Origin of the sequence: Polaribacter sejongensis (genome assembly GCF_038024065.1) — a bacterium.
GTDB lineage: Bacteria > Bacteroidota > Bacteroidia > Flavobacteriales > Flavobacteriaceae > Polaribacter > Polaribacter sejongensis.
Map to the genome: position 1 here is coordinate 2889944 of NZ_CP150667.1, position 24103 is coordinate 2914046.

Annotated in this window: 12 protein-coding genes; all 12 read left to right on the top strand. The window is 31.5% G+C overall.

Translation table 11 applies throughout. From position 1 onward, the window contains the following. Nucleotides 1-32: 32 nt before the first annotated feature. The 12 genes from WHD08_RS12125 to WHD08_RS12180 all read left to right on the top strand — a co-directional run bounded on the left by WHD08_RS12125 (nucleotide 33) and on the right by WHD08_RS12180 (nucleotide 23855). The gene (locus WHD08_RS12125) at nucleotides 33-1526 is read left to right on the top strand and encodes a sialate O-acetylesterase (protein ID WP_165731326.1); all 1494 of its coding nucleotides are present in this window, start codon (nucleotides 33-35) and stop codon (nucleotides 1524-1526) included. Nucleotides 1527-1541: 15 nt separating this feature from the next. Beyond that, on the top strand, nucleotides 1542-3053 hold the full coding sequence (locus tag WHD08_RS12130) for a sulfatase-like hydrolase/transferase (protein ID WP_208890645.1): 1512 nt from the start codon (nucleotides 1542-1544) through the stop codon (nucleotides 3051-3053). A 12-nt stretch (nucleotides 3054-3065) separates the two neighbouring features. After that, nucleotides 3066-4199, top strand: coding sequence for an alpha-L-fucosidase (locus WHD08_RS12135; RefSeq protein WP_208890644.1), 1134 nt, complete (start codon nucleotides 3066-3068; stop codon nucleotides 4197-4199). 325 nt (nucleotides 4200-4524) lie between these two features. Further along, complete coding sequence (locus tag WHD08_RS12140) at nucleotides 4525-7608, top strand: SusC/RagA family TonB-linked outer membrane protein (RefSeq protein WP_208890643.1); 3084 nt, start codon at nucleotides 4525-4527, stop codon at nucleotides 7606-7608. A 14-nt stretch (nucleotides 7609-7622) separates the two neighbouring features. Beyond that, nucleotides 7623-9536: a RagB/SusD family nutrient uptake outer membrane protein gene (locus WHD08_RS12145; RefSeq protein ID WP_208890642.1), complete on the top strand. Its 1914-nt coding sequence runs from the start codon at nucleotides 7623-7625 to the stop codon at nucleotides 9534-9536. Nucleotides 9537-9633: 97 nt separating this feature from the next. Next, nucleotides 9634-12426 (top strand): SusC/RagA family TonB-linked outer membrane protein, encoded by a 2793-nt coding sequence (locus WHD08_RS12150; RefSeq protein WP_208890641.1) that lies wholly within the window; start codon nucleotides 9634-9636, stop codon nucleotides 12424-12426. Between the two features lie 30 nt (nucleotides 12427-12456). Continuing rightward, nucleotides 12457-14184, top strand: coding sequence for a RagB/SusD family nutrient uptake outer membrane protein (locus WHD08_RS12155; protein WP_208890640.1), 1728 nt, complete (start codon nucleotides 12457-12459; stop codon nucleotides 14182-14184). Nucleotides 14185-14204: 20 nt separating this feature from the next. After that, nucleotides 14205-15116 (top strand): DUF1735 domain-containing protein, encoded by a 912-nt coding sequence (locus WHD08_RS12160; protein ID WP_208890639.1) that lies wholly within the window; start codon nucleotides 14205-14207, stop codon nucleotides 15114-15116. 418 nt (nucleotides 15117-15534) lie between these two features. Further along, nucleotides 15535-16902 carry an alpha-L-fucosidase gene (locus WHD08_RS12165; protein WP_165731318.1) on the top strand — a complete coding sequence of 456 codons (1368 nt, stop codon included), beginning with the start codon at nucleotides 15535-15537 and terminating at the stop codon, nucleotides 16900-16902. Between the two features lie 12 nt (nucleotides 16903-16914). Further along, complete coding sequence (locus WHD08_RS12170) at nucleotides 16915-18489, top strand: T9SS type A sorting domain-containing protein (protein WP_165731317.1); 1575 nt, start codon at nucleotides 16915-16917, stop codon at nucleotides 18487-18489. A gap of 203 nt (nucleotides 18490-18692) precedes the next feature. Next, nucleotides 18693-21113, top strand: a complete 2421-nt coding sequence (locus tag WHD08_RS12175) for a T9SS type A sorting domain-containing protein (protein ID WP_208890638.1) — start codon at nucleotides 18693-18695, stop codon at nucleotides 21111-21113. Nucleotides 21114-21419: 306 nt separating this feature from the next. Then, nucleotides 21420-23855 carry a T9SS type A sorting domain-containing protein gene (locus WHD08_RS12180; RefSeq protein ID WP_208890637.1) on the top strand — a complete coding sequence of 812 codons (2436 nt, stop codon included), beginning with the start codon at nucleotides 21420-21422 and terminating at the stop codon, nucleotides 23853-23855. Nucleotides 23856-24103 lie beyond the last annotated feature (248 nt).

Consider the following 24103-nt stretch of genomic DNA (forward strand, 5'->3'; position numbering starts at 1 on the left):
AGGTAATATGGATAGTAAAAAATGTATTACAAATGAGATTTAAAAATTTTTTTAAAAGACCTTTCGTTTTATGTATTCTTTTATTTTCAATAGGTACCTTATTTTCAAACGACCTAAAATTAGGCTCGCTTTTTCAAGAGCACATGGTATTGCAGAGGAATATGCCTATTCAGGTTTGGGGGAAATCTTTACCAAATAGCTTAGTAAGTATTCAATTAAAAAATAAAATAGTAACTGTTTATGCAGACGAATCTGGAGCATGGAAAACAACATTACCAAAATTTAAAGCTGGCGGACCATATAAATTTGAAGTAACTTCCGGTGAAGAATCGATCAATTTTACAGATATTTTGATTGGTGAAGTTTGGGTTTGTGCTGGGCAATCTAACATGGTAGTGCCACACGCAAACATTCCTGAAGTTCACAAATTAGATGCTCTTGCAAAAAATATTCGAACTTTTGAGGTTCCAAGAACGGTTTCGTTTTCAAAGGAAGAAAATATACAAAATGGAGTTTGGGCTTTAAAAAACCCATCGAGTGCGACGGCAATGACGTTTTCTTATTTCTTACAAAAAAACGCAGATGTGCCAGTTGGTATTATTTTAGCAGCATGGGGTAGTTCTTCTCTAGAAGGTTGGTTGCCTAAAGATATAATAAAAGAGTTGCCGCATTTTAAAACAATGATGGAAACTTTTGATGCAAATGAGACAAAACAGCAACGTATAAAATCAATTTTAAGCTCTAAAGAAAAAAGACAAAGAAAAGATGATATTTTTTTAAGAACACAACCAAATGTTATTTACAATGCCATGATGCATCCTTTAATTTCATATTCATGCAGAGGTATTGTATGGTATCAAGGAGAGGCAAATGCAAAATCTAAAGAAGACATGTTACAATATCGTAAAACATTTCCTTTTTGGGTAGATTATTTAAGAACTCAATGGAAACAACCTTCTTTAGAATTTATTGTAGTAGCACTTCCGGGATATATTGGTAAAAAAAATAAAAAACCTCGTTTTGATGCAGAAAATCCTACAGAAGACTCTTGGGCTTGGATGCGTGAATCTCAATATTCTTTTGATAAAATTAAAAATGTACAAGTAGTTACTACTATAGATTTAGGAGAAGCTTTTAATATTCATCCAACGGACAAATTACCAGTTGGAAAAAGAATTTCGCTTTTAGCAGAAAAAGCGACTTTACATAAAAAAGGGTTGGTTGATGGACCAAAATTTAAAAGTTATAAGGTTCGTAAAAATGAAATCAGTATTAAATTTTCTGATGCTAAAGGATTAAAAACGAAAGATGGATCTTCTCCAAAAGGTTTTTGGGTTTCAGATAAAAATGAAAAGTGGCATCAAGCGGAAGCAGTCATCAAAGGAAAAAAAGTAATTATTAAAGCAAAAGGAGTGGATGTTCCTGTACATGTACGTTATGCTTTTGCGGCAAAACCAATGGTAAACCTTGTAAATAAGATAGGCTTACCAGCAAGACCATTTAGAACGGATAAATTTAAAAATTAAATCATCATATATAAAATGAAAAATTACATAATTAAATCTTTAATCTTAGCAACTATTTTTAGTTTAAGTAGTTGCGCAACAAGTCATAGCCAGAAAAAGGAGGTTAAAAAACCTAACATTCTATTTATTTTTTCTGATGATCAAAGGGCAGATGCCTACGGAGCTAGTGGTAACGGTTATATAAGTACACCTAACATTGATAAACTTGCAGAAACGGGTACGCGTTTTAAAAACACGTATGTTATGGGAGGAAATCAAGGAGCAATTTGTGCACCTAGTAGAGCGATGTTAATGAGTGGTAAAAGTCTTTTTCATGTGTATGAGAAATTAAAAGGAGTTACTACGATGCCTATGTATTTTAAGCGTTATGGTTATGAATCTTTTGGTACCGGTAAATGGCATAATGAGCCTTCTGCTTTTGAAGCCAGTTTTGATAAAGGTAAAAATGTAATGACTATGGGGATGACAGATTATTTTAGTGCTCCTGTTAGAGATTTAGATGCTAATGGTAAATTAACAAAACCTGTAAAAAAAGGATTTACAACAGATATTTTTGCAGATTCTGCAATTGATTACTTAAATAATTATGCGAAAGAAGGTACAGAAAAACCATTTTTCTGTTATGTAGCTTTTAATGCGCCTCACGACCCTAGATCTCCAAGAGAAGATTATATAGGAATGTATAAAGAAGAAGCAATTCCATTACCAGGAAACTTTAAAGGATGGCATCCTTTTAAGTTTGATAATATGAATATTAGAGATGAAACGCTAGGTCCTTGGCCAAGAACTCCAGAATTAATAAGAGAATCTCTTGCAGATTATTATGCGTTAATAAGTCATATGGATAATCGTATTGGAGATATTATTCAAACGTTAAAAGATCAAAATTTATTTGATAATACCATTATTGTTTTTGCTTCGGATAACGGATTAGGTTTAGGAAGTCATGGTTTATTAGGAAAACAAAACTTGTATGAACACAGTACAAAAGTGCCTTTAATTATTAGTGGACCAGGAATTACTAAAAATGAAAAAAGTGATGCATTGCTTTATTTGTTTGATATTTTTCCAACATTATCAGATTTATGTGAATTACCAAAACCAACTACTACAGACGGACAAACATTTGCTCCTTTATTAAAAGGAAAAGAAATGGAAACTCGTAAATCTTTATATACCGTTTACAGAAATACAGTAAGAGCTGTTAGAACAGATGAATGGAAATTAATTAAATACCCAAATCAGAATTACCAACAATTATTCAATTTGAAAAAAGATTCTATAGAAATTAACAATCTAGCAGACAAACCAGAATACAAAGCTAAAATTGCTGAGTTATCTAACCTAATGGAAGATTGGTATAAAACTACAGATGATACTGCAAACATGTCTCCAGAAAAGATTTTACCAATGGAGTATGATTACACAAAATTAAAACAAGTACCAGATAAAAAACAACCAAAATATACTTTAGACAAATATTTTAAAGGAGTAGACTTAAAAAAGGTTAAAAAAACAAATCACTAAAACATATTTCTCATGATAGATAGAAGAAAATTTATGCAACTTTCTGCATTAGGAGCAGCAAGTACATTTTTAATGACAGGCTGTAAGGGGTTAATTACAAATACTAATAATAATGTGCCTCTTTATTTAAATGATTATAAAGATACATATGCAACCGATCCGCGTAAAGCGTCTATAGATTGGTTTAAAGATGCTAAATATGGTATGTTTATTCATTATGGTTTGTATTCTCTTTTAGGAAGACATGAATGGGTACAGTATAATGAAAAAATTCATGTTGCCGAATACGCAAAATTAAAAGACCAATTTACAGCAGAAAAATTTGATGCAGATTTTATTACAGATTTGGCATTAGAGTCTGGAATGAAATATATCAATTTAACTACACGTCATCATGATAGTTTTTGTTTGTGGGATACAAAATACAGCGATTTTAAAAGTACAAACTCTCCAGCAAAAAGAGATTTAGTCGCGGAACTTTCTGAACAATGTAACAAAAAAGGATTGGCATTTTTCTTATACTATTCTCATGGTAGAGATTGGCAACACCCGCATGCACCAAACAATGATAAATGGGGAGGAGCTGCAAGACCTAAATATGCAACAAAAGAACCTGCTTATAAATACGGCGAAGAGCATGATCTAAACAAGTATTTAGAGTTTATGAACAACCAAGTAGATGAGTTATTAACTAATTATTCTCAAATTGCAGGTATTTGGTTAGATGGTCATGGTACACCAGCATCTGGAGATAGAAGCAAATTTAAATTACAAGAATTATACGATTTGGTGCATTCTAAACAACCACAAACCTTAGTTTCTTATAAACAAGGTTTAACAGGTACAGAAGACTTTTTAGCACCCGAACGCAAATATAGAAATGAAGGAGAACCAAAAACACCTTTAGAAATTTGCGACCATTTACAACGTAAAGGTTGGGGGTATTTAAAATCTCAAGACGGAAAGCATAAACATAAAGATGAAGTAATTGCAATGCTTAAAAAAGCAGCAGATTATCCAGCAAATTTATTGTTAAATACGGGTCCATTACCTTCAGGTGAAATGCACCCAGAAGATGTAAAGGTTTTACGTGAAGTTGGTAAAGAAATTAGAAATAGAGGTTGGGAAGGAGTTCTAAATTCTTAACATTTTTTATATGTTAAATTAACCCTAAAGTTATTTATATTATTAGATAATAATTTGCAACAAAAATCGCCAAAACGGCTAAACCCTTTGTTTTGGCGAAAAAAAACATCAAAAAGCAACATTTTGAATCCCTAAATGAGAAATTTTACTCTTAATAATATGTTAATTTTGTTCTGATTAGAAGAATGATTGAGAACACAACTCACTATAATCAAAAAAATAGGAGAATTGTCAATCAAAAAAATAATCAAAAACAATTAATTAACTCATTAAGTATTATGATTGTGAGATTTCAATATTCTATTAATTCAGAAAATTTAAATTTATGAAAAAACTCAATTTATTATTATTATTAATATCCATTTCTTGGGGCTCTTTTTCTCAAGATATAATTAAAGGTATTGTAAAAGATTCTGGAGGAATACCTTTACCAGGAGTTAGTGTGGTCGAAAAAGGAACACAAAACGGAACAAGTACAGATTTTGATGGTGTATACCAAGTTAAGGTATCTCCAAATGCTACTTTAGTTTTTTCTTACCTAGGTTTTAAAGAACAAGAAATTAAAGTTACCGGACAAGCTAGTTTAAATGTTATAATGAAAGAAGACACCGAAAGTCTTTCTGAAATTGTAATTATTGGTTATGGTCAACAGAAAAAAGAAAGTGTTTTAAGTTCTATTAGCCAAGTTAAAGGTGCGGAGTTACTAGAAACAGGGTCTCCAAATATTGCAAATGCCCTAAGTGGTATTGCACCTGGTGTAAATATCGTTCAATCTTCTGGGCAACCAGGAGCCGATGACGGTCAGATTTTTATACGTGGTAATTCAGATCCATTAATTTTAGTAGATGGAGTAGAAATTGTGGGTGGTTTTTCTAATATAGATCCTAGAGATGTAGAGTCTATAAGTATTTTAAAAGATGGTGGAGCTACTGCTGTTTATGGTATTAGAGGTGCAAACGGAGTTGTTATTATTACAACTAAACGTGGTAAAATAGGAAAGCCTATTGTAAGTTTTACAAGTGAGTATACTGTAAAAACTTTAAGTGAAGAACCAGATGTATTGGGTGCTTATGATGCTCAAAGTGCATTTAATGTAGGTATTTTAAACGATAAAGCTTATGATAAAGGATATTCTTCTGCAACAGATTTAGCGCATTGGAAAGATGGAGATTTACCATACATTTATGCAGATACAAATTGGGCAGATGCTGTATTAAGGAATTCAGCATCAAGTTTTAATCAAACAGTTTCTGTACGTGGTGGTACAGATTTTGTAAAGTACTATGCATCTGCAGGGTATTTAAGTGAAGGAGATATTTTTAAAACAGTTAAATATCATAACTACAACCCAGAGTATAGTTTTGACAGATATTCATTTAGAGCAAATCTAGATTTTACAATTTCTAAAACTACACAATTAAAAACAAGTGTTAGTAGTCGTTTAGAAGATAGAAATGGTGCTGGTAGTGGTACTAATGGAGGTAAAAGTCCAGATGTTTTACAAGTATATAATTTGGCACCAGGTAGTGTTCCTTCTATTTATCCAGCAGAGGTTATGGAACAATATCCTGATCCATTATTTCCAGGACTGGTAGAAGAGAGATTTAGTGCTGATAATATATATAGTACTATTAATAATAGTGGAGCAACAAATACTCAAAAAACAGTATTTTCTATAGATTTTGAATTAGATCAAAAATTAGATTTTATAACCAAAGGATTAAAATTTGTAGGTAAGTACAATTATATAAGTACCTATACTTCTCAAAGAAAAACTACTTTTGCTAGTACCTTTTTTCTAGGGAGACCAAATCTTTATTTTTTAGATAGAAATGGAGAATGGAGTGGTTTAGATGGCGATAATGTACAAGAACCACTTGAGTATAATGTAGGAAATGAAAATGTTAATTGGAATAGTGAAATTGCTTATGTAAATGCACGATTGGCTTATAATAGAAGTTTTGGTTTGCACAATGTTACAGGGTTAGCACTTTTTAGTAGAAATAAAAAAATAACAAATACGCAATTTCCTTATTATAGTGAAGATTGGGTTGGGCGTGCAACTTATAATTATGATGCTCGTTACTTTTTTAGTGTAAGTGGTGCTTATAATGGAGATGAAACTTTTTATACAGGAGAGCGTTTTCAATTCTTTCCATCTGTAGAAGTAGGTATTAATTTAGCCAAAGAAAAATTTGTAAAAGATAATATCCCTGCACTTAACAACTTTAAGGTAAGATATTCTTACGGACAATCTGGTTCTAAATCTGGTTTGGGTACAAATCGTTGGCAATATTTAAGTTTTTATGACTACGGTACAAGTAAGGCATCTCAAAGATTAAATTCTAGATATTGGTTTGGAGAAGATATAAACAATAGAATTACAAGTATAGAAGTATCTCAGTTAGGAAACACATCTCTTAGTTGGGCAACTGTTACCAAACAAAATATTGGGGTAGATTTTGGTTTATTCAAAAATAAAATATCTGGTGAGGTAGATTTCTTTAAAGACAGTAGAGTCGATTTAATAAATAGAATACAAACAGTACCTAGTTATTTTGGTTCTGATGCAGCATTGCCTTTTGCTAATATTGGAGAATCAGAGAGTCATGGTGTAGATATTTCATTAACGTATAAGAATACAACTTCTTATGGCTTAAAATACTCTATTACGGGTGGTTATGGTTTTTATGAAAACAGAATTCTTGTAAGCCCTTCTGATGGAGTAGGTACTCCAGAGTATGCTAAAATTGCAGGAAAACCAAGTGGATCTCAAGCATTAATACAAGCAGATGGTTTTTTCCAAAACATAGATGAATTGGTTAATTATCCTGTAATTGCAGGGAATCCTGGTTTGGGAGATTATAGATATATAGATTATAATGCAAACGGAGATATAACTGCTGGTGTTTTAGAAGATCAAGTAAGGTTCGATTTACCAAAATCGCCTAAAAATAGTTATAGTCTTAAAATGAATTTTGCATACAAAGGTTGGTCTTTAAGTGCTTTAATTAATGGAGTAGAAGGGCACAAAGGGCTTATTAATGGTAACTTAGCATATCTATTACCTAATAGTGTTGCTTCTGGGCTTACAGAACAATTAGATTATTGGACACCTACAAATACAGATGCTAAATACCCAGCATTACACGCTGCTACAGACCCAAATAGATCTTCTGTACATTCTTCTAGAATAGTAGATTTAGATTATATTAAATTAAGAAGTCTTAATTTAGGGTATACTTTTGATATGAGTAATTCTAAAACCATTAGTAATTTAAAATTATATCTAAATGGTAGTAATTTATTTACAATTACCAATTTTATATATGGAGATCCAGAAGGGAATAGTCCAGGAAGTTATCCTATTTTAAGAAGGTTTAATCTTGGACTTAATATTAGTCTTTAAAAAATTTAACGATTATGAAAATAAATAAATATATAGGTGTTTTATTAATAGTTACGCTTTTCTTTAGTTGTGAAGCGTATCTAGATAAAGAACAAGATTTTGAAGGTTTGCAAGAAGAAGATGTCTTTGGTGATATTCTTACGGCAAAATACTTTTTAGACGGAGCTTATGGTAAGTTAATTACAGATGTAAGTGCAAAGGGTAATTCTGCAGATTATTTACCAGACATGACAATGTCTGGAGAAGGATATCCAGGAAGATTAAATAATAATGTCCCAGAAATATATAATTATTACGCTCAAGGAGATTATTTAAGTTTAATGAACTGGAATAAGAACAATGGTCAAGCTCCAAATTTTGTAGTTAGATATTATGAGGCTTGGAAAGGGATTAGAATTGTAAATAGCTTTCTAGAAAATGTGGATTTAATTACAAATAGTAACGAAGAAGAAATAAACGGTCTTAAGGGGCAAGCTTATTTTTTAAGAGCCTTCTTTTACCATCTTTTAACCAAACGTCATGGAGGATTAATTTACTTAAAAAATAATTTAGACCTTAACGAACCTTTAGATAGAGCAAGAGAAACGTATGCAAGTAATTATGCCAATATTATAGAAGATGTAAATTTAGCAATAGACTTATTACCTATTCGTTGGAAGTCAGAAAATGTGGGGCGTCCTACTAAAGGAGCTGCAATGGCATTAAAATCTCGTGCTTCTTTATTTGCGGCAAGTCCGTTGGTAAATACAACAAATGATAAGCAAGCATGGATAGATGCTGCAACTGCCGCTTCAGATTTAATAAATTTTGCTAATAATAATGGTTTGTATGCGCTTGCAGATGCTAGTGCAGCGGCTACTTTAGATGTGGGACATAATGGAGCAGATTTATTTGTTTCAGAACCAGAAGCAATGAAGCCTTATAGAAGTATTTTTGTAGGCCCAGGTATCTCTAAAGTAATACCAAACGAAGTTATTTTTATGGAGGTAAATCAGTCAATTATTGCTGCTGGTGGATTCTTACATCCAGAGCCAAGGCTAGCTTTAACAGTTGGTTTTGATATTATTAAAGGAAATGGTGGTCCAATGAATATTGGTGCAACTGCTAATTTTATTGCGAAGTATGAAACTAAAAATGGTTTGGCAATAGAAGATGATCCATCGTATAACCCACAAGAGCCTTTTATAAATAGAGATCCTAGGTTTTATAATGATATTTTATTTGATGGTGTACCTTGGAAGGCAACAAGTGCAGGTGCAGTAAACAAAACAGGTTTTACAGATTTGGCTTTTGTTAATGAACAAGGTAAAAGAGGTTTAGATTTAGTAGATCCAACAATTGCAGGAGCTTTGCTTTGGAAAGTGAGAAACACAACAGGTTTACGTATTAGAAAATGGATACCTAATGGTCTTAACTGGAGAGGTGGATGGAATGGAGATTTCGATTTTCATATAAATAACAACATCTTTAGAATGGCTGAAATTTATTTAAACTATGCAGAAGCTGCTAATGAAGCGTATGGCCCAGGTGGTGTAGCTCCAGGAGCAAGTTTATCTGCTTTAGATGCGGTTAATAAAATTAGAAATAGAGTTGGTATGCCAAATGTAAATGCAACTTATGCTGGTTCTACAGATAAATTAAGAGAACGTATTAGAAATGAAAGAGCTATTGAGTTAGCGTATGAAGGGCATCGATATACAGATATGAGAAGATGGAAAACGGCACATTTAGATGAAAACCAAAAAGTAGAGTTTTTAGAAATGCGTTGGCAAGGAGAAGAATCTTCCATATATCCTACTGGTTTTAGTTATGATTATGTGGATCAGGCGGATAAAAGAAAAACATTTACAGACAGACATTATTGGTGGCCAATTCCAAGTTCAGAATCTGAAGTTGCTCCATCATTTACTCAAACAACAGGCTGGTAATTATTTTTTCTAGATAAATTATAAAAAAACAAAGGCATAGTAATTATTTTATTTCAATAAGAAATAGATATATATAACTTAAAACAATAAAAAACGGATGAAACTAACTTTAACAGAATTAAAAGTTTTTATTTTCTGCTTAATTAATACAGTAGCTATTAATATGGGTGTTGCTCAAAACACCCCCTTAAATAGTATAGCTGTACAAGATTCGCTACAAATAAAAAGTAATGACGAGATACTTGAAACTCCATTCGGAACTTTCAATCTAAGTCAAACAACAGGGGCTGTTTTTAGAATTTCTGGAGACGAACTTAGAAAAACAACTGGAGATAATCTTGCGGAGGCATTAAGAGGAAGAATACCTGGTTTAAGAATTGTAAGAGGTTCTAATACACCTGGAAATAACGGAGGGTATTCTTTTATTTTAAATGGAGGAACACCTTATGTTTTGGTTGATGGTCAACCAAGAGGATTACAAGTAGATTTAAGAGAAGTAGAAGAGGTATTGGTACTTAATGATGCTACGTTTAACTCTCTTTTAGGTAACTTAGGAGATAACGGACTTATTTATGTAGTAACTAAAGGAGGTAAACCAGGTAAACCAACTATAGAAGTAGGGTACCAAAGAGCAATAAATAAATCTACAAGATTACCAAATTTATTATCTGCTTCAGAATATGCAAATGTTATTAATAGAGCAGCTAATAATGATGGTTTAGCAGCTGTTTATAGTGCAGATGCTATAGCAGCATATCAAAATGGATCTGACCCAATTAAATATCCAAATGTAGATTATCAAGATACTTTTTTAAATGATTTTTCTAGTTCTAATTTTGCTTCATTAAATATTTATGGAGGTACAGAAGATGTTTCTTATAGTGCTTTTATAGGATATTCAGATTGGCAAGGTTTAGAAAAAGTAGGAACTCAAATAGATGGACGTGACATTACTTTTAGAACTAAAATTAAAACACGTATGAATGATTTAATTTCAGCTCATGCAAGTGTTTATGGTAAATTTGGAGAAAATAAAAGACCCGTTATAGGAGCAGATGATACTTTTAATAGAATTTCTAGTACACCTTCAAATGCTTTTCCTTTACAGGTAGAAGATTCTTATATTGTAAGTAATCAATTTGGAAATAGCTTATTATCAGAATTAGAAAACGGAGGTTCAAGAACAGATTATTCTGCGAATATGATTTTTGATTTAGGTTTAGATTTTGATTTTAAAGAATATGTTCCTGGTCTTAAATATCAAACTTATTTAATGATGAGAACAAATAATTCTCAAGTATTACTTACAAATAACAGACCAGAATTAAATACTATAGAATATTTAGAGGATATACAAGGTAAAGATTCTTTAGCATTAAAATTACATACAACAGAACTTATAGATCTTTCAGTTGGTAGAAATTCTAGTGGAATACAAAGGATTTTTACATATGCTGGTAATTTTAGTTATGTAAAAAAAGGAAGAGAAGGTGTTTTAAACCTTAACCTTAACCACATGTTGTATTATGAACCAAATACAAATTCATCGAATCCAGATAAACGTAACCTAACATTTAACTTAAACGGATCGTATGCATTACGAGATAAATATATCATGTACGCAAATATGAATATGAGTGGTAGTAATAAATATATAGGAAGCAATAGAACAAAGCTTTTTCCTACTATGGGAGTTGCTTGGGTAGCCTCTAATGAAAATTTCTTAAAAGATAGTGATGTTATAGATTACTTAAAATTTAGAACTTCGTATGGTGTTGTGGGTACAGAATATACTGCTTCTTCTTATTATTTTCTAGATACTTGGTCAGGTGGTAAAAATAATGGAACAGCTTATTTTGGAAACAATACTGCAAGTCAAGCTTTATATGGGTATAGTTTATCTCAAGTAGGAAATAGTGATTTAGATTGGGTTGTTTACAATCAACAGTTTGTAGGTTTCGAATTAAAAATGTTTAAAAAATTAAGTTTAGATTTTAATTATTTTAACATAGAAATAAACGGTCAAGTTATTAAAGCAGGTGAGTTATACGCAGATGCTTTAGGAAACGATGTTTATTTACCACAAATAAACTATACAGAAAGAACCAACAAAGGTTTTAATGCAAACTTTACGTTTAATGATAAAGTAGGAGAATTCAATTATTATATAGGTGCAAATGCAGGATATAATAAAATTACGAAAGATAAAATTTCAGAAGTTCAACATTTAGAAACGTATAGATTACAACAAGGACAAGCAGACGATAATATAATGGGTTATATTAGTGATGGACTTTTTACTGCTGATAATATTGGAAGCGCTTTACCTCAATTTGGTACTGTACAGATTGGTGATGTTAAATATGTAGATCAAAATGGAGATAATGTTATTGATGTAAGAGATCAAAGAAGTATTGGGAATAGTACTCCAAGATTAAACTACGGAATTAGTTTAGGTGCAGAGTATAAAGGATTCAATTTTGATGTTGTAGGTATGGGAGTAGCTGGTTATGATATGAACATGAACTCTATGGCTTATTATACACATTATGGTTTAGGTAGCTATTTTGGAAGTGTAAATAGTGATTTACCAAACGGTAATGCAAACCCAAGACTTAGTACAAGTAAGAGCTTAAATAATTATGTGAATTCAGATTATTGGACATTAGATGCAAGTTACTTTAGAATTTCTAATGTAGAACTTGGGTATACATTGCCAAAATCGTTCTTATCTAAAGGTGCTTTAAAAGACGTTAAATTATTTTTAAGAGGTAATAATTTAGCATTATTTAGTAAAATGAAAGATTTAGATCCAGAGGATATTAGATCTGGTGTTTATGAATACCCTATGATGAGAACTTTTGTTTTAGGAGCTTCTGTAACATTTTAATAAAAGATAATGGTTAAAAAATATAAAAACATGAAATTAAATAATAATAAAATATTAGTAATTTTAGCCTTGTCACTTTCTGTATTTGGATGTAGTGATTTCTTAGAAGATCCAATTCAATATACAAGTGAAGAGGAAGTTATAGATATGAGACTAAATTCTCGTGGTTTAGTAGAAGATATTTATACAGATTATGCATTTAAATATTTTGAAGATTTTTCTGTAGAATATTTAACAGATAATGGAGTATTAAATTCTAGTGAAACAAATTTAGCAACTGGTTATTGGGGGCCAACAAGTAACCCTTATAATTATGTATGGCAACAGTCTTACAATAACATCAGACAAGTATACCAATATATAACATTGGTACACGATATTGGTCTTCCAATTTTTGCGGAAGAAGGAGATGAAGTTAGAAACGAGAATGTAATTAGAAGGTATTATGGTGAAGCGCACTTTTTAAAAGCTTGGGCAGAATGGGATTTACTTAAAACTTTTGGAGGTCTTGCAACAGACGGACAGATGTTAGGTTTTCCTATTGTAAACGGCATTTTAGAAAATGAAGCATATGCTACTTTAAAAAGAAATACTTATGATGAATGTGTAGCTCAAATTATGAAAGATTTAGAGGTGGCTATCGAGTATCTGCCTCTTACTTATACAGGTAATGATCTTGGATTAACCGCAACAGAAACTGGTAGAGCAAGTGGTTTAGCAGCGTATGCATTAAAGGCTAAAGTGGCGTTAATGGCAGCAAGTCCTGCTTTTAATATAACTAACGATATAACAAAATGGGAGTTAGCAGCAACGTATGCACAAGAAGTAATTGTTAAAAACGGTGGTTTAAAAGATTTAAAGGCTTATAATTTTAGTAACGTAAATAATCCAGATCATATTTGGAGGTTGCGTACTGGTGAAAAAAATAATAGTTTAGAAAATCGTTTATACCCTCCAACTTTATATGGTCAAGGAGAAGTAAATCCGTCACAGAATTTAATAGCAGCTTTTCCAGATGCAAATGGGTATCCAATTACAGATGCTATGAGTGGTTTTGATGCAACGACACCGTACGCTTCTAGAGATAAAAGATTTTATAAGTTTATATTTTATAATGGAGACCAATGTTTCGAATCTGAAACATGTACGGATTACAGTCCTTTAGAAATTTATGAAGGAGGGTTAGATAACTTTGGTGGTTTTATAGCTAATGAAGGAACTAAAACAGGGTTTTATTTAAAAAAGTTTTTAAGTAATTTAGATTTCGATCCATCTTCTGTAGATGCTACTACAAACCTTCCTAAAATTTATGTTCAATTAGGGCTTACAGATATTTATTTATCTTATGCAGAAGCCGCAAATGAAGCTTTTGGTCAGCCAAATGCAGTACCAGCAGGTTTTAATTTCTCTGCTAAAGATGTTTTAGCTAAAGTAAGAAAAAGAGCAGGTTTAAATACCGATCCTTATTTAGATATTACAGCGGCAAATACTGATGACTTTAGAAAATTAGTTAAAAATGAAAGACGTATAGAGCTTTGTTTTACAGCAGAAAGATTCCATGATTTAAGAAGATGGAAAGATATTGTAAATACAGAAAATGTAGAAGGAGTAAGTATTACAAAAAATGCAGATGATACGTTTACGTACCAAAATAAAATGGTAGAGGAAAGAGCGTATGAAGCTAAAAATTACTACTTACCTTTACCTTATTCAGAGTTATTATTAAACTCTAACTTAAAACAAAACCAAGGATGGTAAAAAATTTAAAAACAAAGATTATGAATAAAAGCAAGTTAACAACTGTTACCCAATTCTTAATGTTGGTAATAATTGCAGGATTAGGTTTTTCATCTTGTGCCTACGACGATTTTGTAGAAAATGAATTTGATTTTACATCTGTTTATTTACCTTATCAACAAATAGATAGAACCTTTATTATGGGCGAAGGAATGCGCATAGGTGTAGGGGCTGTTTTAGGAGGAAGATTAGATAATACAGAAGATGTAGAAATTACATTTTCTTTACAAGATGATTTAGTAAATGATGCAGGTTTAACAGTTTTACCAACTAGTCACTATCAATTAGTAGATGCAGATGGTAACCCAGCAAATAACAAGATTACAATTCCTGCAGGTAGTTCTCAAGGTTTTGTATATGTAAAAGCAGATTCTATTAATTTTCTTGGAGACACCGAGTCTTTAGGTAATAAATATGCTTTAGGTTTTCAATTAGAGAATGTTGTAAAAGCAGATTCTATTTTATCTAATTTAAAATCTACCATGATAACGTTTACTTATATAAACCAATTGTATGGTAAATACATTCAAAAAGGTAGCTTTGTAAAAGAGGATGGGGCAAGTTCAGAAACTTTAACATATTCTGGCGTTATAACAGATGAAATAGAATTTACTATGGCAGCACCTAAAACATTTGTTTATAATGGTCTTGCAGAGTTTAGAGGAGGAACACAAAAAATGCACGTTATATTAGCGGATGATAACACAATTACTTTAGAAAGTATTGCGGGTTCTGTTGCTATTATAGATGATGGAGGTTCTATTTACAATCCAGACACAAGAGAAATAACACTTAATTATTCTTTTGATTATAATGGTGCAAATTATAAAGCTTCGGATGTTTTAGAGTTTAGAAACAGAATTGTAGATGGTGTAAATCAAACAGAAATTTAATATATTTAAGTTTCAATTGATTATAATAACAAAAAAGGCCAGTATGTATATTGGCCTTTTTTTTGTGCAAAATAGTTTTAATAAAAAAGAAATTTAAAACGAATTACCTAAGTGCAATTAAGATGAAGTTGGTTTAATGTATATGTTATCAGTTGTTTATGGTTTTATGTAATTCTAAGAGAAATAAAGTTTATCAAATAGAATTGTTGTATAAAATGATTCAAAAATTATAGGTGTTGTCAATGCGCTAAGTTGTATTTATAGGTATTAATGTTTCGTTATAAGTATCATTTATTTTTTACACTTTGGAGTTTTTCGAATGCAAAAGGCTTCTTTATGTAACATTTGTACCCCTTAAGTTGGAAAATGAAAATTTAAAAATGATTTAGCTTTGTAATATTCAATTAAATTATATCACATGAAAAAAATTATTCTAACCACCTTATTTTGCCTTACCTATTTAATGTCTAACGGGCAACAAAAGAAAATATGGGATGAAACCGAGCAAGAAAAAACAGAAAGATTAGCTTGGTGGACCAACGATCGTTTTGGAATGTTTATCCATTGGGGAGCTTATTCTCTTGCAGCTAGACATGAATGGGTAAAAACGCGTGAAAAAATTTCTGATGAAGACTACCAGAAATACATAGATAATTTTAATCCTGATTTATACAACCCGCAAGAATGGGCAAAATTAGCAAAAGCAGCAGGAATGAAATATGCTGTAATTACCACAAAGCATCATGACGGGTTTACGTTATTCGATTCTAAATACACGGAATATAAAGTAACAAATACCCCGTATGGTAAAGATGCCATAAGGGAATTTGTAGATGCTTTTAGAGCTGAAGGAATAAAAATTGGTTTTTACTATTCAATTATCGACTGGAAACATCCAGATTACACTATTGATAGAATACATCCATTAGCACCAAAAAACGAGAAAGAGTATAAAACTATCAATAAAAATCGTGATATGGGTGTTTATCGCGAATACCTAAAAAATCAAGTTACAGAAATTTTAACCAATTACGGACAAGTAGATATGCTTTGGTTAGATTATTCAATTCCTGGAAAGCACGGAAAAAATAAGGACGATTGGGGTTCTGTAGAATTAATGAAACTAATTAGAAAACTACAACCAGGTATTATTGTAAATGATAGATTAGACATACAAGATTATGCTGGTGGATGGGATTTTACAACACCAGAACAATTTAAGGTAACCGAATGGCCAACGTATGAAGGTAAAAAAATTCCTTGGGAAACCTGCCAAACATTTAGTGGTTCTTGGGGATATTATAGAGATGAACTTACATGGAAAGATAATAAGCAACTATTAGTATTATTAATTGAGTCTGTGAGTAAAGGAGGTAATGTGTTGTTAAATGTTGGTCCAACAGGAAGAGGAGAAATAGATTATCGAGCGGAGGGTGCCTTATTAAAAATGGGAGATTGGATGAAATATAATGGACGTGCAATTTACGGATGTACACAAGCCCCAGAAGAATTTGAAACCCCAGAAAACTCTATTTTAACCTATAACCCAACTACGAATAGACTTTATATTCATTTAATAGATTATCCATTACAAAACTTTACCTTAAAAGGGATGAAAGGAAAAATAAAGTACGTTCAGTTCTTGCATGATATGTCAGAAATTCAAATTAAAAATCCTCATGGAGCTTGGGGGAAAAAAGACTTGGCAGCGCAAGATGTAAACTTAAGACTTCCTGTTACTAAACCAAATGTTGAGATTCCGGTAATTGAAATCATTTTAAATTAAAAATATAAAATAATGAAAAAAGCAATTTTTACAATTTTAGTGCTGGTTTGTTGTGTGAATATCAACGGACAAAACCATACATCTGAAATCTACACAAATGATATGGATTATGTTCTAGGAGATGCTAAACAAGCATTTATTCAAGATAAAATTAAAACAAAAGAACAAGCAGATAATTTATTACAAGGTTTTATCAATCTTAAAGTTAATGGGATTCGTATTCCTATTTATGCCGAAGGATTGAACCCTAACAAAGAAATGTTCGATTATTTCTATACAATTGCTGTAGAAGCAGGTTTTCCAATTTTTGCAAATCCTGCACAATCTAGTGGAGGTCATAGAATAGCCTGTGGTGTTTTAAATACTACAGAAAGTTTATGTGATGTTAAAAATGATGCAAATGCAACTAATATTTTAATTGAAAGAATAAAAGACTTCGCTGCAGAGTATAAATGTAAATGGATTAATGCTTTTAATGAGGATGGAAGAACTAATAACCCTTGGACTCCTAGTCAAATGAATACTATTTATTCTTCTCTTTACAATAATGTAAACGGAGCAGAACTAATAGGTTCTTGTGCTTGGGGAATTCCTGCAAGTATAGATGTTATGAACAATACCAATATAGAAGATTATATAACAGTTGCAGCAACGCATAATTTAGGTTTTAATCATTCTTCTTGGCCAACATTTATCAATTTAGCAAAAGCAAAAGGATTGCCAGTTTGGGATTCTGAAGTAAACCATAACGATGCTAAAGGAAACGGTACTCGTTTAGAAAAAGCATTAGAATATAAAGTAGATGGTTTGGTAATGTACAATTTATGGAATAGCATTAATTTAACCGATGGTTCTGTAAAATCTAGTGGAGAAACTTTGATGGCATTGTATTTAAAGCCAGAAGCAATACCAGAAAATATTGCGCTTACGGGTACAGCTACACAATCTTCTACAAATCCACAGTTTAACAAACCAGCTTCCTTGGCAATAGATGGCGATACAAACGGTAATTATGGTAGTGGTTCTGTAACAGTTACAAATAATGAAGAAAACCCTTGGTGGCAAGTAGATTTGGGTACAGAACAAAAAATTGGTGAAATTAAAGTGTTTAACAGAACAGATGCATGTTGTGCTGATAGAATGTCTAACTTTACAGTATCTGTTCTTAATAGTGCAGGAGTATCACAGATTTCCCAAACATATACAACACATCCAAATCCTTCAATTACATTTGATGCAGGTGGTGCTCTAGGACAGATTGTAAAGGTTCAATTAAATATTACACAGGCATTAACTTTGGCTGAGGTACAAGTTTTTGCACCGGACGCACCTTTGTCTACAGAAAACCATCTAATTAGCAACGTAAATATTTATCCAAATCCAGTTGCAGATAAATTAGTTGTTTCAGATCCAGATGCTGTATTTAATCAATTTACAGTTTATAATATAAATGGACAGGTAATTAAAAGTGGTAAAATTTCTTCGGAAAAAGTTGAAATTAATACAGTTAAATTTTCTAAAGGAATTTATTTTATAAAATTAGAAGGAGTAAAATCTTCTGAAACACATAAAATAGTTAAAAAATAAGTTACTTATTTAAATAAATATAGCAGCATCTAAAATTAATTTAGATGCTGCTTTTTTGTGATATAAAGTGAGAGGTACTTTTTTATAAATATTTCGATTTTTTATTATAATGATAGTAGTAATTGCAACAATTTCACCTCCTAAATGATATTTATAAAGTGAATAGTTATTGTAGTTTTAAATGTATCTCTAATACTAAAAAAATGAAAACAAAAATTACTTTTATCTTTTTTCTTCTTTTTACGTTAACCTACTTTGCACAAACCAATCCTTGTGGTACTGTTGTTAATGATACGTTTATTGGAACAGGAGCTTTGCCTTCTGAATGGACAGAATACAATACATCTGGCAGTGTTACTGTTACGGATGGTAAGTTAAAGTTTGAGCATAGTAATCAAAAACCTGCTGCTTACAGAACTATTACTCCAATAACAAGTAATGCTAATTTTTCTTTTGAAGTAAATGCTTCTCGTAACTCTGTAAATTGTCAGATTCACTTGGTGTCCTCAACAGGAAAACACCTAACAACTATTTCAGTTGGTAAAGGGACAGCATCCATAAAAATTGCAACAGCAATGGAAAATGGAGTTCCAGGAGGTTTTGTAGAAGGAACACCACAAGTAACTTTAATTAAGGATACAGATTACAAGATTTCAACTAAAATAGATTTTACAACACAAAAAGTAAATTTTTATAATGATGGCGCATTGGTTTATGAAGGTGCTCCTTTCTTAGAAGCGGCAGAAGATATTGCCAAATTAGATATTCAATTATTGTATATGTATTCTAATACTGGACAATTCTATTTCGATAATATTACTTTTTTTACAAGTGAAGCTCATCAATTATTGTCAGAAGAAATAATTATAGCGAATGCTATGCTAGATACTGCTGTTATTGGTACCAACAGTAGAGAATATTCACAGAATGATTATGATGTTTTTAAAACAGCTATAAATACCGCAATTTCGGTAGAGCAAAACTGTTCTGCTAGTCAATCTGAAGTAAACCAAGCTCTTGAAAATTTAAAAGGTGCAATGGTAAATTTTAAAGCTTCTGCTGTTCCATTTGACGGAACAATAGATATTGATGCTTTAGACATTGAACAAAAAATTGTAATGATGGGTGGAGATATGGAGCGTAATGCTCCTGCCTTATTAGATGCTCCCGATCCACAAGAAATAGTAGACTGGTATTTTAAGGATATTCCATTAAATACTTTTAGAGTTAAATATGATAAAAAACAAGAAATGACTGAGGGTGTTGTTGATATGGATGGTACTTATGCAGAACAAGTTATGAGTATGAAACTGATACTTAAAACAAATCCTAATATTAAATTTTTTGCTACCATGAAATCAGATTATAATGGGTATAGCCAAGGAAACAGAAATAATTTACCAACATTTATTTATGATTATGATGTTACAGAAGGAGTTACTACAGGAACAAAATCATTTGATGGGGTTAAATATGGTCGTTTTTTAGCAGATTATATAGAGTATATGAGTGATAATGAAGTACCGATAAGCTATTTATCAACCTCTAAAGAATGGACACAAGTAATGACGGCAGCTAGAGCTAAAATGGCAATTGAATCTTTAATTAGTAATTTGGCTGCTAGAGGTATTGCTATGCCATTGATTGTAGATTCTGGTGCTTGGTCACTAAATCAAGGTATTCAAACAGTTAATACATATATTTCTAATAATGTAGATCAATATGCTTATGCCTATTCAGCACATAAATATGGAGGAAATAATACATGGTCTCAATATGGCAATGCCGTAAAAAAAACAGGAAAAATGTTTTTTAATGATGAAGCATCTCACGGTGCAGGTGGTCAAATTACAGAATGGGAGGTGCCAATAGCTGGTACTTTAGATAAGTATGCAGACAAATGTGATGGCTATGCAAGTGGTCTTAATGGTGAAATGCTTTTTGAAGTTTGGATGAAAAACACCAACTTTAATCAGTATTACTCAAGGCCAGTAGTTTTTACAGCAACAGAAAGTAGACGTATGAGATCTTATTTTATCTTTAAAAAATTTGCAGAAAATGCTGTTGATGCTAACTATGTAAATCAAGCACTTAATAAATTCGAAGATGTGTCTTCTATGGCTTTTGTTAAAGACAATAAAATGGCACTATGGATTGTAAATTCTAGTGAGTCAGATTATTCTGGTTTTTCAATAAACGTTAGTAATTTAGGGTTGAAAGAAGGAATGAAGGTCCAGCAAGTTTATTGGGACGATGCTACAGCAATTGAAGGAGCTGAGATTAATATTACCTCGAATGCAAATAACCAGTTTAAAGCAAATATAGCACCTCTAAGTATTAGCTGTTTTGTCATCGATATAAATTCAGAACTGTCTACAAATAATCATCAAATTAGTAACGTAAATATTTATCCAAACCCTGTGGCAGATAAGTTAATGATATCCGCCCCAAATGCAGCATTTAAGCAATATACAATTTACAATCTTAACGGACAGGTAATGAGTAGAAGTAAAATAAATACCAAAGAAATTGAGGTTAATGTAACGAAGCTTTCAACAGGAATTTATCTTCTAAAATTAGATGTAGATCAAACTTCTGAAACACATAAAATTATTAAAAAGTAACATCCACTCCTATAGAATATTGGAGGCTGTCTATAAAGGTTTACATCTTGTCTTACTGAACTTGTTTCAGTATCTCAACTTACTGGAGTTTAATCTTCATAAGAATCTGAAATAAATTAAGATTGACAAATATCTTCCTTTTTAGACAACTTCTTTTTTTGGAATAGAGAAAGAGATATTTTTATTAAAATTGAGAATACTTCCCTCTTTTAGCACTACTTGCAACATTTACATCTCTTAAAAGATAACTTTAAAACTAATAATTAAAATAACTTTGAAGATATAACCTCCAACTAATACTAAAAAATGAAAACAAAAATTACTTTTCTCTTTTTTCTGGTTTTTACACTTACTCAATTTGGGCAATCCAATACTTGTAACAGTGTTGTTAATGATATGTTTGATGAAGCCGGATCTATACCTACAGAATGGACAGAGTACAATACTACTGGCAATGTAACTGTAGATTCGGGGCAATTAAAGTTTGATTTTAATGCAACACTACCAGCTGCCTATAGAACTTTTACAGCTGTTTCAGAAAATGTAATTTTCTCTTTTGATGTATCGGCAAGTAAAACCTATTCTCGTTGTCATGTAAATTTAATTTCTGCTACAGGTAAGTATTTGTCAACAATAGATGTTGGCGCTAAATCATCAAGTATAAAATTTGCAACTACCATGTCAGAAGGTGTTCCTAGTAGTTTTTCTGATGGTTCATCCAAAATAACTTTAATTAAAAATACTATTTATACACTTTCTGCCAGCGTAAACTTTACCACACAAACAGTAGATTATTATGCGGACGGTGCATTAATAATGTTAGATGTTCCGTTTTTAGAAACGGCTAATGATGTAACTAAAGTAGATATTCAATCATTATTTATGTATAACAATAATGGTAATTTCAATTTTGATAATATTACAGTTTCTATCAGTAATGAAGGCCGATTATTACTTTCAAATGCAGTAAGAAATTCGGAATCTATTCTTAATGCTGCCGCAATTGGTACTGAAGGAGGAGAATATGCTCAAAGTGATTATGATATATTTCAGACTGCTATAAACACAGCTATTGAGGTAGAAAATAACTGTGCTGCTAATCAATCAGAATTAAGTAAGTCACTTGAAGATTTAAACACAGCACTTACAAATTTTGAAGCTTCTAGTGTTCCGTTTGTACAATCTGTTAGTATAAACGCATTAGATACCAAGCAAAAAGTATTAATGATGGGTGGAGATATGGTTCGTAATGCACATAACATTCAAGAAGCCCCAAATAAAGAAGAAATAGTAGATTGGTTAATTAAAGACATTCCTTTTAATACGTACAGAGTTAAGTATGATAAAACACAAGAATTGGTTGAAGGAAATAAAAAATTAGACAGCGTTTATGGCGATATGATTTTAACCATGAAAATGATGTTAAAAGTAAATCCAGAGCTTAAGTTTTTTGCTCACATGAGATCTGATTATCATGGTTACGGACAAGGGAATAAAAACAATTTACCAACTTTTATTTATGATTATGAATACGTTAGTGCTACAGATAGTTTTTTAGGAACAAAATATTTTGATGCCGTTAAATACGGACTCTTTTTAGCAGATTATGTAGCATATATGAGTGATAATGGAGTGCCTATAACTTATTTGGCAACTTCTAAAGAATGGTCTGTAGTAACCGCAGAAATTGCAAAAACTACTATAGAAACTTTAATTAGCACTTTAGCTGAAAGAGGTGTTGCTATGCCTTTGATAATAGACCCAGGCTCATGGTCTTTAAGTAAAGGAGTTAGTACCGTTAATGCTTATGTTGCTAAGGATGTTAATAAATATGTGTACGGTTATAGTAGCCATAATTATAACGGAGGAGATACTACAACATGGACCGATTTTGGTGATGCCGTAAAAAGTGCTGGGAAGCTTTCTTTTGATGATGAATCTTCCCATGGAGGTGGCGGACAAACCACAGAAGCAGAAGTGCCAATTACAAAAGTATTGTTTCAATATACAGATCGTGCTAATATGTATGCAGGCGGAATTCAAGGAGAATGTTTTTTTGATTTAAGTGTAAAAGCCAATAATTTTAATAAGTATTTTGCCAGACCAATTGTTTATACGGCGTCTCAAAACGGTAGACGAATGAGATCGTATTACATCATGAAAAAATTTGCAGAAAATGCAGTTGATGCAACGTATGTAAGTCAAACCCTTAATAATTTTGAAGATGTTGTTTCCATGGCATTTCTTAAAGATGATAAAATGGTGTTTTGGATAGTGAATTCCAGTGAAACTGCATATTCAGATTTTTCAATAAACATCAATAATTTGGGGTTGAAAGCAGGCATGAATATTCAACAAATTTATTGGGATGATACAGCGCTAATTACGGGTAATGAAAATAGTATAGAAGCAAATTCAGACAATCAATTTAAAGCAAATATAGCACCGCTTAGTATTAGTTATTTTATGATAGACCCAAAAGCGGCGTTATCTACAGAAAATCATCAGATTAGCAATGTAAATATATATCCAAATCCAGTTGCAGATAAATTAGTTGTTTCAGATCCAGATGCAGTATTTAACCAATTTACAGTTTATAATATAAATGGACAGGTAATTAAAAGCGGTGAAATTTCATCAGAAAAAGTTGAAATAAATACCAGTAAACTTTCTAAAGGATTTTATTTTCTAAAATTAGAAGGCATAAAAACTTCTGAAACACATAAGATAATTAAAAAGTAACATCCACTCTTATAAAATATTGGAGGCTGTCTAAAAAGGTTTAAATCTTGTCATACTGAACTTGTTTCAGTATCTTAAATTACTGGATTTCAATCTTCATCAGAATCTGAAATAAATTTAGATTGACAAATAACTTCCTTTTTAGACAACCTCTTTTTTTGAAATAGAGAAAGAGATATTTTTATTAAAATTGAGAATATTTCCCTCTTTTAGTACTCCTTGCAACATTTGTGCCTCCCATGTGATAA